At 61.7% G+C, this 13,780-nt stretch carries 11 protein-coding genes; 3 read left to right on the top strand and 8 right to left on the bottom strand.

Annotated features, from left to right (window positions below):
• Nucleotides 1-215: 215 nt before the first annotated feature.
• The 6 genes from B0G75_RS04490 to B0G75_RS04465 form a co-directional block, all read right to left on the bottom strand.
• The gene (locus B0G75_RS04490; RefSeq protein ID WP_106300973.1) at nucleotides 216-818 is read right to left on the bottom strand and encodes a PIN domain-containing protein; all 603 of its coding nucleotides are present in this window, start codon (nucleotides 816-818) and stop codon (nucleotides 216-218) included.
• Entirely contained in the window at nucleotides 818-1,285 is a 468-nt protein-coding gene (locus tag B0G75_RS04485) for a helix-turn-helix domain-containing protein (protein WP_106300970.1), read from the bottom strand. The genes B0G75_RS04490 and B0G75_RS04485 overlap by 1 nt, the downstream gene beginning before the upstream one ends.
• Before the next feature lie 192 nt (nucleotides 1,286-1,477).
• Nucleotides 1,478-3,079: an efflux transporter outer membrane subunit gene (locus B0G75_RS04480; protein WP_106300967.1), complete on the bottom strand. Its 1,602-nt coding sequence runs from the start codon at nucleotides 3,077-3,079 to the stop codon at nucleotides 1,478-1,480.
• A gap of 13 nt (nucleotides 3,080-3,092) precedes the next feature.
• Nucleotides 3,093-6,278 (bottom strand): efflux RND transporter permease subunit, encoded by a 3,186-nt coding sequence (locus tag B0G75_RS04475; RefSeq protein ID WP_106300964.1) that lies wholly within the window; start codon nucleotides 6,276-6,278, stop codon nucleotides 3,093-3,095.
• A 56-nt stretch (nucleotides 6,279-6,334) separates the two neighbouring features.
• Complete coding sequence (locus B0G75_RS04470) at nucleotides 6,335-7,585, bottom strand: efflux RND transporter periplasmic adaptor subunit (RefSeq protein ID WP_106300962.1); 1,251 nt, start codon at nucleotides 7,583-7,585, stop codon at nucleotides 6,335-6,337.
• A 45-nt stretch (nucleotides 7,586-7,630) separates the two neighbouring features.
• Complete coding sequence (locus tag B0G75_RS04465) at nucleotides 7,631-8,485, bottom strand: alpha/beta hydrolase (RefSeq protein WP_106301903.1); 855 nt, start codon at nucleotides 8,483-8,485, stop codon at nucleotides 7,631-7,633.
• A gap of 183 nt (nucleotides 8,486-8,668) precedes the next feature.
• Between B0G75_RS04465 and B0G75_RS04460 the strand changes: the two genes are divergently transcribed.
• Both B0G75_RS04460 and B0G75_RS04455 read left to right on the top strand, forming a co-directional pair.
• On the top strand, nucleotides 8,669-9,673 hold the full coding sequence (locus B0G75_RS04460) for a LysR family transcriptional regulator (protein WP_106300959.1): 1,005 nt from the start codon (nucleotides 8,669-8,671) through the stop codon (nucleotides 9,671-9,673).
• Between the two features lie 234 nt (nucleotides 9,674-9,907).
• Nucleotides 9,908-10,216: a DUF4148 domain-containing protein gene (locus tag B0G75_RS04455; RefSeq protein ID WP_106300957.1), complete on the top strand. Its 309-nt coding sequence runs from the start codon at nucleotides 9,908-9,910 to the stop codon at nucleotides 10,214-10,216.
• A gap of 222 nt (nucleotides 10,217-10,438) precedes the next feature.
• Here the strand turns inward: B0G75_RS04455 and B0G75_RS04450 are convergent, their stop codons facing one another.
• Nucleotides 10,439-11,512, bottom strand: a complete 1,074-nt coding sequence (locus B0G75_RS04450) for a purine nucleoside permease (protein WP_106300955.1) — start codon at nucleotides 11,510-11,512, stop codon at nucleotides 10,439-10,441.
• Nucleotides 11,513-11,744: 232 nt separating this feature from the next.
• Between B0G75_RS04450 and B0G75_RS04445 the strand changes: the two genes are divergently transcribed.
• Nucleotides 11,745-12,725 carry an aldo/keto reductase gene (locus B0G75_RS04445; RefSeq protein ID WP_106300953.1) on the top strand — a complete coding sequence of 327 codons (981 nt, stop codon included), beginning with the start codon at nucleotides 11,745-11,747 and terminating at the stop codon, nucleotides 12,723-12,725.
• Between the two features lie 16 nt (nucleotides 12,726-12,741).
• Here B0G75_RS04445 and B0G75_RS04440 read toward each other — a convergent pair whose 3' ends face one another.
• Nucleotides 12,742-13,647: a cation diffusion facilitator family transporter gene (locus B0G75_RS04440; protein ID WP_106300951.1), complete on the bottom strand. Its 906-nt coding sequence runs from the start codon at nucleotides 13,645-13,647 to the stop codon at nucleotides 12,742-12,744.
• Nucleotides 13,648-13,780 lie beyond the last annotated feature (133 nt).

Raw genomic sequence — 13,780 nt, 5'->3', positions numbered from 1 at the left:
AAATCCACTACGTGCGGCTTAAACCGCGCGTGGCAGCGACAGGACGCGCAATGCGGTCAGCGCGGACAGCGGAAGGTCGGACAGGTCATCGCCTCTCTCCAGATGAGGTGCGACTCATCATAGTGGGCGGCAAAGCGGCGGTCTACGAAGGGATTTTTGTAAGGAAAGCGGGAAAAATGATTTGGGCATGACGCGCGCGATGGCCAGATCCGAAGTTATAGCAGCGGCAGCACGTCCGCGCTCGACAACCACGCGCTGGTTTGAACCAGACCAGCGCGTATGAGCCGGTCCAGCATTTCGTCCACGGACCACGGCGGTCGACGCTTACGGGCTCGCAAATCCCTGAACGCAGCCAACGCGCGCTTCTCATTCAGATCGATCAGATCGAGGATGAAAACATCAGGATGCTTCACTTCGATACGCAGGCAGGACTCCAGTTGTTCCGCTGCAAAGTCCTTCAGGTTGAAGGTGACGATCGCATCCGCGCGAGCCGCGACCGCCGTCATGACGACATGCCGGTCTTTCTCGTCGACGTCGATAATTTCGCCGGAATCCGGAAGTACCTGTGTGACCAGCGCGTCGGGAAACGTTCGGTCCATCGCGTTGCGAATCGCAGCGATCTTCGGCGCGGCGTCGTTAGCCGCGCTTTTGTCCGCGAAACGGGCGGCGAGATTGCGGGTCCATTCTTCGTGAATGCGCGCCGACCACTTCGGCGCATAGAACTCGTGATCGGCGAAAGTCAGCAATACGTCGCGGACCACCATGGGAAATAGCGAACACGCATCCAGCACGACGGTAAAGCGATCAACCGACAGCATTACAGATCGTATCCGCCTATCGATTCGCTGTCCGCCACGATCTCGTCCAGGGCGCTCTTGCGTGTTGCACGCATGGTTTCCTTGTAGCGCATCACGTCGTCCATCAGCATGCGGCGATGCCGCCCAACCTTGCGAAAAGGCAGTTCACCAGCTTCAAGGCGAGCGATCAAAAATGGCCGCGACACGCCGAGCAAATCCGCCGCCTGCTTGGTGGTCAATTCGGTGTCGGCAGGATAGAGAACGAACACCTGCTCACTGGCCATCATGGCCAGCACACGCGAGAGCACCCGTAGCGTGGCGGGTGGAACCTCGATACGGGCGATATCGCCGTTTACGCCTTCTTCCACTAACGCCACGCTGTTCGCACGCGAATGGTCGAGAGCAGCGCCCATCAGGCGGCTCGCGGCGGACAGGATAGTTGCGTCGTCGTCCGACAAGATGATGCGATCGGGTGTGGCGGTGGTCATGTTCGACTCCAGATTACCCTCGAGTATAAGTCAATCCTCCCTCTAAACGCAATAAACGCAATATGTGAAATATTTGCAACGCGATCGCATTGCACCGTTTCCCCCTTTCTCCACGTGGATGCGGTTAACGAAAAACGCCGGGCCGCGCTTCCGCGCGACCCGGCGTCTACCACTCGTCTCTGATTCGACGAATTACTGCTTCGCAACCTGTTGCACAGCAGCGGCCGCCGCCACCGGCGCGGATGCCGGCGCAACCGCACCCACCGCCGTATCCGCCGCTTTCACATCACCCCAGCCACCGCCCAACGCGCGAATCAGATTGACGGTCGCCACCGCCTGCGTGCCCGACAGATGGCTTGCCTGCAGTTGCGAAGTCAGCACCTGCCGCTCGCCGTCGATCACGTCCAGGTAGCTGACCGCACCCTCCGTGTACTGCGTGCGCGACAGATGCGCCGCCCGTTGCGAGGCCTGAACCGCATCGTTCTGCTCGCGCATCTGGTCGTCGAGCAAACGCAAATCGGACAGGTTGTCCTCCACCTCACGGAACGCCACCAGCACCTGCTGACGATACTGCGCCACGTCCTCGTCATACTTCGAACGGGCTTGCGCGAGGTTCGCCTTGCGGCGGCCGCCGTCGAACAACGGCAGCGTCAACGCCGTGCCGGCAAACGGCCCGAGAATGAACGCACGGCTCGACCACTTGAACAGATCGCCGAGCGTCGCCGATTCGAAGCCGGCCCCGCCGGTGATATCGAGTTTCGGGAAGAACGCCGACTTCGCAAGGCCGATACGCGCATTCGCCGCCTGCATCGCGCGCTCCGCCGCCGAAATATCCGGCCGGCGTTCCAGCAAATCCGAAGGCAAGCCCGCCGGCACGCGCACCGTCACCGGAGCCAGCGGCGCTTCCGCGAACGAGAAATCCGCCGGCGGCTTGCCGAGCAGAATCGCGAGGCTATGTTCCGATGCCGCGCGTTGACGCGCCACGCCCACGGCGTCCGCACGCGCACTCGCCAGTTCGTTGCGGGCCCGCGATACATCCAGTTCGCCGATATCGCCTTCCTTGAAGCGCCGCTCGACCAGCTTCAGCGTGTCCTCACGCAACGCCACCGTACGACGGTACAAGTCCTGATCCGTATCGAGCTCGCGCAACTGGAAGTAGTTCTGCGCGACGTCTGCCTGCAAGGACAATTGCACCGAACGGAACAGCGCTTCGCTTTGCTGTTCGTCCGAACGCGACGCGTTCACGTTCGAGCCGACCCGCCCGAACAGATCCGCTTCGTAGGACGCGGTGGTTTGCGCACGCCAGATGGTGGCGGTGGTGCCGCCCACGCTATCCGGCTGAAATTGCGACGCCGCAGAAGCACGCTGGCGCGTCGGGCCGAAGCCTGCATCGATCTTCGGGAACCAGTCCGACTTCGCTGCCTGCGTCACCGCACGCGCCTGCTGCACGCGCGCCGCGGCGGCCTTCAGGTCCTGATTCGCGGCGGAAGCCTGCTCTTCGAGTGCATTGAGTTGCGGGTCGCCGAATATCGTCCACCATTCGCCGCGATGTGCGTCGTCGGCGGGCTGGGCCTGTTTCCACGTGCCGTTGTCCTGCGCCGATACACCCGACGCAGACGAAGGCGCAGACGCAACCGACGTAGCCGATGCCGCAGGCGCTTCCTTGAACGCAGCCGGCGCATCCACCTCCGGCCGCTTATACGTGGGCTCCAACGAGCAGGCGGCGAGCAACGCGACCAGCAAACCGCTGGCAGCCGCCCGGCCCCACCCGCTCAAAGATTCAAAGCGTTTCATTATTGTTTTCTCCTCAAGCGTCCGTCACCGGCGCGCCATAGTGCGGCGAATCTTTCTGCGCGACGTGAATCGTTCCGCCCGCCAGCGTACGCAGCACCACATAGAACACAGGGGTCAGCATCAGACCGAACAACGTGACGCCGAGCATGCCGAAGAACACCGCGATACCCATCGCATGACGCATCTCCGAACCGGCTCCGCTCGACAACACCAGCGGCACCACGCCCATGATGAACGCGATCGACGTCATCAGAATCGGCCGCAGACGCAGGCGGCTCGCCTCGATCGCCGCCGACAGCGGCGTATGCCCGTCATGCTCCAGTTCGCGAGCGAACTCGACGATCAAAATCGCGTTCTTCGCCGACAAGCCCACCAGCACCATCAAACCGATCTGCGTGAAGATGTTGTTGTCGCCGCCAGTGAGCCACACGCCGGTCAGCGCGGACAGCACGCTCATCGGCACGATCAGGATCACCGCGAGCGGCAGCGTCAGGCTTTCATACAGTGCGGCGAGCACAAGGAACACGAGCAGCACGCTGATCGGGAACACCCACAAGCCTGCGTTGCCCGCCAGAATCTGCTGATACGTCAGGTCGGTCCACTCCAGCTTCACACCGTGCGGCAAAACTTCCGCCGCCACGCGCTCGGCCGCGGCTTGCGCCTGGCCCGACGAGAAGCCCGGCGCGGGTCCGCCGTTGATGTCGGCAGCCGTATAGCCGTTGTAACGCACCACCATTTCCGGACCGAAGGTCGGCGTCACCGTCACTAGCGACGACAACGGCACCATGTCGCCCGCGGCATTGCGCGTCTTCAGTTGCAGGATGTCGTCGGCGCGCTGACGGAACGGTGCGTCCGCCTGCACCCGCACCTGATACACGCGGCCAAAGCGGTTGAAGTCGTTCACATACAGCGAGCCGAGATAAATCTGCATCGTGTTGAACACGTCCGTGACCGGCACGCCGAGCTGCTTGGCCTTCACACGATCGAGATCCACGTTCAACTGCGGCACGTTGATCTGATAGCTCGAGAAGGTCGGGCCGAGTTCAGGCGTCTGCGCGGCCTTCTTCACGAACGCCTCCGCAGCCTTGTTCAACTCCGCGTAACCGAGCGCGCCGTGATCCTCCAACTGCATCTTGAAGCCGCCGAGCGTGCCGAGACCGAGCACGGGTGGCGGCGGAAACACCGCGACGAACGAATCCTTGATCGCACCGTATTGCTGATTCAGCGCACCGGCAATCGCACCGGCCGAAAGCTTCTTGTTACCGCGATCCTTGAAGGGCTTAAGCGTGACGAACACGATGCCCGCGCTGGAGCTATTCGTAAAACCGTTCACCGACAGACCCGGGAACGCCACCGCGCTCTCCACGCCCGGCTGCTTCAGCGCAATCGAGCTCATGTCGCGAATCACCTTCTCCGTGCGATCCAGCGACGCGCCGTTCGGCAATTGCGCGAACGCAATCAGGTACTCCTTGTCCTGCGCCGGCACGAAGCCGCCCGGCACCACGCGCGAGATCAGCACGGTCGCGCCCAGCAGAATCGCGTAGACCGCCAGCATTGCGCCCTTACGGCGCAGCACGCCGGTCACGCCGCGGCCATATTCCGTCGAACCGCGATGAAAGACCTTGTTGAAACGCTTGAAAAAACCGCCCAGCACGCGATTCATCACACGCGTCAGGAAGTCTTCCTTCGCGCCATGGCTGCGCAAGAGCATCGCGGACAACGCCGGCGACAGGGTCAGCGAGTTGAACGCCGAGATCACCGTCGAGATCGCGATGGTCATCGCAAACTGCTTGTAGAACTGGCCCGTCAAACCAGTCATGAACGCGAGCGGCACGAACACGGCGACGAGCGTCAGCGCGATAGCGATAATCGGCCCGCTCACTTCCTGCATGGCCTTATAGGTCGCGTCGCGCGCACTCAGCCCGTTTTCGATGTTCCGCTCGACGTTCTCCACCACCACGATCGCATCGTCCACCACGATCCCGATGGCGAGCACCATGCCGAACAATGACAAAGCGTTGATCGAGAAACCGAACGCGAGCAGCAACGAGAACGTCCCGACGATCGACACCGGCACCGCGATCAACGGAATGATCGAAGCGCGCCACGTCTGCAGGAACACGATCACGACGATCACCACCAGCGCGATTGCTTCGAGCAGCGTATGCACGACCGCCTCGATACTCGACCGCACGAACTGCGTCGGGTCGTAGACAATCTTGTATTCCACGCCGGCGGGCATGTCTTCCGCGAGTTCCTTCATCGCGGCACGCACCTGATCGGAAATCGCGAGCGAGTTCGCGCCCGGCGCCTGGTTGATGGCGAGCGCCACCGCCGGCTTGTTGTCGAGCAGCGAACGCAGTCCGTATTCCGACGCCGCGAGTTCGATCCGCGCAATATCTTTCAGGTAGGTCACGCCACCGTCCGGCGTGGTCTTGACGATGATGTCGCCGAATTCGCCCTCGGTCTTCAGACGGCCACGCGCATTCACCGACAACTGCAATTGCGTGCCCGGCACCGAAGGCGATGCGCCGATCACACCGGCCGCCACCTGGATGTTCTGCTCGCGGATCGCGTTGACCACCTCGGTCGCCGTCAGGCCGCGTTGCGACACTTTCTGCGGATCGAGCCAGACGCGCATCGCGTAGTCGCCCGAACCCCACAACTGCACTTCGCCGACGCCCTGAATCCGCGCGAGCCGATCCTTGACGTTCAACAGCGCGTAATTGCGCAGATACGTCATGTCGTAGCGATTGTTCGGCGAGATCAAATGCACCACCATGGTCAGCGTGGGCGAGCTTTTGATCGTCGTGACGCCGAGGCGTTGCACGTCTTCCGGCAGACGCGGCAGCGCCTGGTTCACGCGGTTCTGCACGAGCTGCGTCGCGAGGTCCGGATTGGTGCCGAGCTTGAAGGTCACCGTGAGCGTGAGATTGCCGTCGCTATTCGCTTGCGACTGCATGTACAGCATGTTCTCGACGCCGTTGATCTGCTCTTCGAGCGGCGAGGCGACCGCTTCGGCGATCACCTTCGGATTCGCACCCGGATACTGCGCGTGCACCACCACCGAAGGCGGCACGACTTCCGGATACTCCGAGATCGGCAGCTTGAAGAGCGAAATAATGCCCGCCAGCAGGATCAGTACCGACAGCACGCCGGCAAAGATCGGTCGATCGATGAAGAATTTGGATATGTTCATGGGAAGCTCTTAACGTTGAAGCAAGCGCCGCGCAGTCAGGCCGCGGCGCGCGAGGCTCACGAATTCTTGTCCGCTTTGGTGCGCGTCTGCGTTTGTGCCTGCGATTGCGGTTGTGCGGGCGTCTGCTTTTGTGCGAGCGGTGCGCTGTTCGGATCGCCATCCGTTGTCATCGGCACCATGTGCGCGCGCACCGCGTCACCCGGACGCACTCGCTGTATGCCGTTCACGACGATCCGGTCGGTGGCTTTGAGGCCGCCCTTCACCACCCGCAGATTGCCTTGCATGCCGCCCACGTCGATCGAGCGATACACAACGTGATTGTTCTGATCGACCACCAGCACGAACTTCTTGTCCTGATCGGTGCCCACTGCGGCGTCGTCGATCAACAGCGCCGGATGCGGCTCGCTGCCGCCCACTTTCACGCGCGCGTACAGACCTGGAATCAATGCGCCGTCCTGGTTATCGAAACGCGCACGCACGCGGATCGTGCCCGACGACGTGTCGAGACGGTTGTCCACCGACTCGATCACGCCGCTGCGCGAGTAGCCGCTTTCGTCCGCGAGACCGAGTTCCACCGGCACCTTGCTGCCGTCTTTCGCGCGGCTCAGATATTGCAGATACGTTTGTTCGTCCGCGTCGAACGATGCGTAGATCGGCGACACCGACACCAGCGTGGTCAGCGGCGTTGCAGTTGCCCCCGCCGAGATCACGTTGCCCACCGTGATTTCGGCGCGCGACACGCGGCCCGAAACCGGCGCGACAATCTTCGTGTAGCCGAGATTGATGCGGGCGGTTTCGAGCGCGGCTTGCGCGGCCTTCAGGTTGGCGCTCGCCTCACGCGCGGCGTTCTGCTTCTCGTCGTAGTCGCGTTTGGCGATCGCGTTGTCGGCGATCAGGCGTTGCGCGCGCTCCCAATCGCTTTGCGTGTAGCCCGTGCGCGCCTGTGCTGCGGCCAGTTGCGCTTCGGCGCGATCCACTTCGGCCGCATACGGACGCGGGTCGATCACGAACAGCGTGTCGCCTTTCTTCACGAGCGCGCCGTCCTTGAAGTTGACGGACACGATGGTGCCCGGCACCTGCGAACGCACGTCCACTTTCTCGACGGCTTCGAGACGGCCCGAGTAGCTCTGCCAATCGGTGATCGTTTTCTGCACCACCGTGGCCACATCGACTTCCGGCACGATGGTCGGCGCGGCGGGTGAGCTCGCGTCCACGCGAATCGCGCCGAACGTGCCCAGCCCGGCCACGACAATGACGGCAAGTGCGGCAATCGCCACGCGGCGACGGGAAAGAGGAAGGATAGTCATGTGAAGCTCCCGAGATCGTTGATTAAAGTTCTGCTTATTTCTGTTTCAGCGATGGGCGCGTGCATCGAAGCGCCACTGAAAAAATCGCACCGCTTCCTGCAAGGCGGGCGGATGATCGGCCAGCGCGGCATGCGACACGCTCGGATAGCGGACCACCTGGGTCAGCACACCGGCGTCGATCAGGCTGCTGGCGTATTTCTCCGCTTCCACATGCAGGACGTCGTTTTGCGCCGTCGCAATCAGCGTGGCCGGCAGGCCCGCGAGGCGCGACGATTCGAGCGGCGCGGCGTACGGATGCATACGCTGCGACGCTTGCGGCAGATACGCGCGATAACACGCCGCGCACTCTTTTGCCGTGATGTCCGAGCCGAGGCGCTTTTCGTCGCCAAGGCGCGTAAGACTCGGATCGAGCATCGGCCCGAATAGCGCCTGCGCGGAAATTCGCACGTCGCCGCGATCCCGCGCGATGAACGCGAGGCAATTGGCCAATTGCCCACCCGCGTCGTGGCCGGCTACGCCAACTTTCTTGCTGTTCCCGCCAAACGCACGCGCCCGTGTCTGCACCCACAGCGCCGCGCGGTGCGCGTCTTCAGGCGCGGCCGGAAACGGAAACTGCGGCGCCAGCGAGTACCCGACCGACACGACCAGAGCCGGTAAGTGTTCTGCGAAATAACGCGACGCGTAGTCGGCCTGGTCGATCGAGCCCTTCGTAAATCCACCACCGTGGAAATAAAGCAGTACCGGCAGTGAGGTTTTCTTTTCCTGTCTGTACAGCCGCAACGTGATGTCCTGCGCGTGCCCTTCGATCTGCACGTCAGAGACTTCGAGTGCCGTGCTGTCGGCCTCTGCCGGGCTGCTGCCGGTGGGCACAAAGGAGTACGGCGGTTTAAATGCTTCCATGTCGAGCCGCGCAATGCGCATAGAACTTCAATGGTGCGAATTGTGGGTTCGGCAGACTCGTAAATAAATGCCTATAATCCGGCAACACAATTCGGCGCCCCTGAACAATCGAATCCGATTGCCTGCGGATTCGCGGTGGAGTCCATTCCTGCTCAGTGCGCCAGCCCCTATTGGAGGTCTGCAATGGACCGGCTTCAGGCCATGCAAGTGTTCACTCGTGTCGTCGACACCAACAGCTTTACTCGCGCGGCGGAAACGCTCGACCTGCCCCGCGCATCGGTTACCACGATTATTCAGAACCTCGAAGCGTTCCTCGGTACGCGTCTGATGCACCGGACCACGCGCCGTTTGTCGCTCACGCCGGACGGCGCGGCGTACTACGAACGCTGCGTACGCATCCTCGCGGACGTCGAAGAGACCGAAGCCAGTTTTCAAAGCGGCAATAAAAAGCCGCACGGCAAGCTGCGCATCGACATGCCGGGGTCGATCGGCCGCTTGCTGGTGATTCCTTCGCTGTGTGAATTCCACACGCGCTATCCGGACATCGACCTGCAACTCGGCCTGACGGACCGGCCGGTCGACCTGTTGCAGGAAGGCGTGGATTGCGTGGTGCGGGTCGGCGCGCTACAGGATTCCTCGCTGGTGGCACGCCGGATCGGTTTGTTCGAGGGCGTGACCTGCGCGGCCCCCGACTACATCGAGCGCGCGGGCATGCCGACGTCGCTCGAAGACCTGGAGAATCACAAAGCAGTCAATTACTTTTCGAGCCGCACGGGTCGCACGCTCGATTGGGCCTTCCTGGTTGATGGCAAAGAAATCGAAGTGAAAATGAAGAGCATCGTCTCGGTGAACGACGCGGACGCCTACGTGACCTGCGGGTTGGAAGGCTTCGGCCTGATTCAGCCTGCGCTCTTCATGGTGCTGCCGCATCTGCGGTCGGGCCAACTGGTCGAAGTGCTGCCAGAACTGAAGCCTTTGCCGATGCCAATTTCGGCAGTCTATCCGCACAGTCGGCATCTGTCGCCTAAAGTCCGCGTTTTCGTAGACTGGATCGCGGAGCTGTTCGACCGTTGTCCGTTATTGAGCGGACGTGGCAGCCTGGACGCAACGTGCACGAAGCGCACTTTGGAAGAACGCGAGTCTGCTCCAATGCTCGACACGCCCGTGATAACTGAATGGGTCGCATAACACGCGTGAATTGAAGTACAGAATCTGGAACAGTGAATTTCAACCGCGGCTCTAATGCCGCGGTTTTCTTTTGCGGCAACGCCGGCAAGGCGTTTCACTCAGCGTTGAAACGATTGTTCTGGAATCGCGACAATTCATTTCGCGAAAGTGCGATTTATCCGCACCGCCTCGAAGCCTACATTTCACCCTGTCGCAGCGCCGCTCGCGCTGCAAACGAATCGACAGGAGTGAATCATGAAACGCAATTTCTTAGCAGGTCTGGCTCTTTCGCTGCTCGTGAGCGCCCCGGTGTTTGCACAAAGCAGCAGCGGCGGCATTGGCCGCGCCGGCTCGTACGATACGCAACCCGCGCCGACCACGACCGCGAAGTCGCGTGAAGAAGTGAAGGCCGAACTGGTCGCAGCATATCGCGACGGCTCGCTGCCTGCGCTGAATCGCACGACGTACCCGAACAAAGGCCTGATCGGTCAAACCCAGGCCCAACGCATCGCGCTGCAGGAAGGCACGAGCGGCGACGTTACGCGCGTGGCCAACGGACAGTAAAACCAGCTTGCCGCAATGATTCGGTTTCCAAAAGAAATATTCATTGCGGCGCCATTCATGCACTCTTCAAAAAGGAGCTCATCATGACACCCTCGGAACTCGACCATTGGGATACCGACGCCCCTGTGTGGACGCCGTACCGCGCGCCGCAACACTAAATGTCGAAAGTAGCAGCGAGTGCCCGCGGATCTGGTCCGCGGGCACTGTCACATGGGCAGAGACCTAGCGCCTCGGCACGCCGTCACGCCACTCGCCCCAGTGCGTGGAGATATCCTGCACGAGCGGATTGCCCGACAGGAACAGGTTCTGGATGGCGATCGTAAAGCCGCCTTGCGCGGCATAGTTCAGCAGGTTGTCCGCACTCGTCTGCCCGTCGTAGGGCCGATCGAAATCGGAGCCCGCCCGCAACACGGCAACGCGATTCAAATCCACTTTGTGTACTGAAGCCGCGCGCTTGAGCGCCTCGTAGGTGGCGTTGTCCTCTTGCTGCGTCGTGCAGTAGACGCCTTTTTTATCGGTCAGGATTTTGGTCCAATCGCGGGCTCGCTGCCCAAGCAGCGTGCCTGACCACCACGTGTCGCCCGCAAGCGTATCGCATTGAATGACGGCCGGCGGAAGGTTCGCCGGCGGATATGAGTACTTGGCCCGCGCGGCCTGAGCCTGCGCGTTATCGGAGAGCGTCACATGGCGAGATAACGCGAACGCCGTATTCACGAGCCGCGTGTTCAACTGGAACACCTCAGTGCGGTAATCGAGCGGCGGCTTGTCCGACGGACTCGTCGTATTGATACCGAGGTAGCCGGTATTCCAGTTGGGCGGAATCTCGCGCCCGTCGATCTCCCATTGAATCCCGAAGTCCACCAGATATTTCGCCCACGCGGCGGAGCCCACCGTGCCCTGCTGCGGATCGATCCCGGCAATGCCGGCAACCATGAAGTACGTATGCCGCAAATCGAAGCGCGGCGAGAACGTCAGCGCCATGATCGACGCAGCAGCGTTGGTGTGTCCCATGCCGGTGGTCATCACGCACACGTCCTGCTTGTTGCAATGGACGGTCGGGTAATCGGGCGACAAGCCGTCCACCGTAATTTCGCGCCACGGGCCGAGGTTATCGAGCCACACCTGGCCTTCCGGCCCGAACATCGAAATGATCATCACCTTGACGGGCTGCCCGTGCGAGCCGCCGTCGCCGCGCGAGAAACCGTCGTTGTCGTCCGCACTGGCCGGCCCGGACGAAAAGGCCGCGCATGCCGCGAGGGTTATGGCGCAGACGGCGCCGAGTGAGCGAGTCAGCATCGTGATCTTCCTTTTGCTTTTGATGCAGGTTGGGAAAGAGTGCTGTTTTCAGGCCGAAAGAAGTATAGGTGCGAAGAAATTATTTTTCACTACGTGATGCGCTCCCGGTCAGCGTTGACGGGCCCTGCTGGAAAACCATGCAGATCGGCTCCGTACGCGTTCTTCAGCGTTTTCTTATAATCGATAGTCTGCAGCGCACCGGCTTTGTGCACTTCATAACAGGAGCACCACGATGGATTATGTGAAACTCGGCCGCACCGGCCTCGATGTATCGCGTCTTTGTCTCGGTTGCATGAGCTATGGCGTGCCGTCTCGCGGCACGCATCCGTGGTCGCTGGACGATGAAGCGGCGCGCCCCTTCATCAAGCAGGCGCTCGATCACGGCATCAATTTCTTCGATACCGCCAATGTCTATTCCGACGGCACGAGCGAGGAGATCGTCGGCCGGGCGCTCAAGGACTTTGCGAAGCGCGACGAGATCGTGCTGGCCACCAAGGTGAATAGCCGCATGCATCCGGGCCCGAACGGCGCCGGCCTGTCGCGCAAGGCGATCATGTCGGAGATCGACCACAGCCTGCGGCGCCTCGGTACGGACTACGTGGACCTGTACCAGATCCACCGCTGGGACTACGGCACGCCGATCGAAGAAACCATGGAAGCGCTGCACGATGTCGTGAAAGCCGGCAAGGCGCGCTACATCGGCGCGTCGTCCATGTATGCGTGGCAGTTCGCCAAGGCGTTGCATGTGGCTGAGAAGAACGGCTGGACGCGCTTCGTGACGATGCAGAACTACGTGAATCTGCTATATCGCGAGGAAGAGCGCGAAATGCTGCCGCTCTGCGAGAGCGAAGGTATCGGCGTGATTCCGTGGAGCCCGCTCGCGCGCGGCCGCCTGACGCGCGACTGGAACACCGAGAGCGCGCGCTCCGAAACCGACGAATTCGGCCAAACGCTGTATACCCAGACCGAAGACGCGGACCGGCGAGTCGTTGAACGGGTCAGCCAGATTGCCAAAGAGCGCGGCGTACCGCGTGCGCAAGTGGCGCTCGCGTGGGTGTTGCAGAAGAAGCCGATCACCGCGCCGATCGTCGGTGCGACCAAGCTGCATCATCTCGACGATGCGGTGGCCGCGCTCTCGCTGAACTTAAGCGCTGACGAAATCCGTCAGCTCGAAGAGTTGTATGTGCCGCACGCGGTGACGGGCTTCAAGTAAGGAGTAGACGTGACGCTCAAACACGCGGCACCTCCGGTTCGAAGAACACCCAGCGGACTTGCGGGAACGTGGCCTGCAAGTCCGCTTCGATCACGTTGATCGCATCGACCATCGCGCGGCCGCTCGCGTAGTCGATCATTTCCGCCTGCACCGCCACCACCACATGACGCCCCCATTGCAGCGTAATCATATTGACGATGCTGCGAATCTCGGTGCGCCCGCGCAGATGCGCCTCGATAGCGCGCCGCACTTCGGGGCTCGCCGATTCGCCGACGATCATCGACTTCACTTCACGCGCCACCAGCCACGCAATCACCATCAGCAGCACGCCGACGCCGATGGACCCTAGCGCATCATAGACAGGATTGCCGGTCATCATGGTGAGCAGCACGGCCACGAAGGCCATCGCCAGCCCCGCCAACGCGGCGATATCCTCGCCCGCTACCACGAGGAGTTCGGATTCACGCGTCTCCCGAAACCAGCGCCACATGCTTTTGTCGGGGTGCGTCTTGCGGATTTCCTTGACGGCGCCCCACAAGGAAAGGGCCTCCAGCACCACGGACACGCCGAGCACCGCCAGCGCCACATAGGCATACTGCAACGGCTCGCGCACGAACAGACGATGCACGCCCTCATACACCGAGAACGCACCGCCGACAAAGAACAGCAGAAGCGCGACCAGCAGCGAATAGAAGTTGATCTCTCGCCCGCCGCCCATGGGATGCAACGGGCTCGCCGGCTTGCGCGCTTCACGCAGACCGAACAGCAGCAGCAATTGATTGCCGCAATCGGCGGTGGAGTGAATGGCCTCGGCGAACATCGAGCCGGAACCGGTGAACGCGGCGGCCGCGAACTTGCAGATGGCAATGCCGAGGTTGGCGGCGAGCGCATAGAAAATGGCTTTCGGCGATTCTTCTTTCATCGTCGGGGAAGGCGTCCGTGAGTTTGCAAAGAGCTTTCGATGGGCAACAGCCCGTATTATGGGCATGCCTAGTGGCATGCGTCCAACCCGGGTGTTGTTTGCAACGTGCTCCGCTTGCGCTCTACCTCGTTCG

This window comes from Paraburkholderia sp. BL18I3N2 (assembly GCF_003001875.1).
In the GTDB taxonomy this organism is placed as follows: Bacteria; Pseudomonadota; Gammaproteobacteria; order Burkholderiales; family Burkholderiaceae; genus Paraburkholderia; species Paraburkholderia phytofirmans.
This window is presented reverse-complemented; position numbering and strand designations above follow the sequence as displayed.

What these genes read in the sequence shown, in the direction of transcription:
- B0G75_RS04460 (WP_106300959.1), top strand. Translation starts at nt 8,669, where the DNA reads ATGGACCGGCTTCAGGCCATGCAAGTGTTCACTCGTGTCGTCGACACC.
- B0G75_RS04475 (WP_106300964.1), bottom strand. Translation starts at nt 6,278, where the DNA reads ATGAACATATCCAAATTCTTCATCGATCGACCGATCTTTGCCGGCGTG.
- B0G75_RS04465 (WP_106301903.1), bottom strand. Translation starts at nt 8,485, where the DNA reads ATGGAAGCATTTAAACCGCCGTACTCCTTTGTGCCCACCGGCAGCAGC.
- B0G75_RS04470 (WP_106300962.1), bottom strand. Translation starts at nt 7,585, where the DNA reads ATGACTATCCTTCCTCTTTCCCGTCGCCGCGTGGCGATTGCCGCACTT.
- B0G75_RS04440 (WP_106300951.1), bottom strand. Translation starts at nt 13,647, where the DNA reads ATGAAAGAAGAATCGCCGAAAGCCATTTTCTATGCGCTCGCCGCCAAC.
- B0G75_RS04490 (WP_106300973.1), bottom strand. Translation starts at nt 818, where the DNA reads ATGCTGTCGGTTGATCGCTTTACCGTCGTGCTGGATGCGTGTTCGCTA.
- B0G75_RS04455 (WP_106300957.1), top strand. Translation starts at nt 9,908, where the DNA reads ATGAAACGCAATTTCTTAGCAGGTCTGGCTCTTTCGCTGCTCGTGAGC.
- B0G75_RS04485 (WP_106300970.1), bottom strand. Translation starts at nt 1,285, where the DNA reads ATGACCACCGCCACACCCGATCGCATCATCTTGTCGGACGACGACGCA.
- B0G75_RS04480 (WP_106300967.1), bottom strand. Translation starts at nt 3,079, where the DNA reads ATGAAACGCTTTGAATCTTTGAGCGGGTGGGGCCGGGCGGCTGCCAGC.
- B0G75_RS04450 (WP_106300955.1), bottom strand. Translation starts at nt 11,512, where the DNA reads ATGCTGACTCGCTCACTCGGCGCCGTCTGCGCCATAACCCTCGCGGCA.
- B0G75_RS04445 (WP_106300953.1), top strand. Translation starts at nt 11,745, where the DNA reads ATGGATTATGTGAAACTCGGCCGCACCGGCCTCGATGTATCGCGTCTT.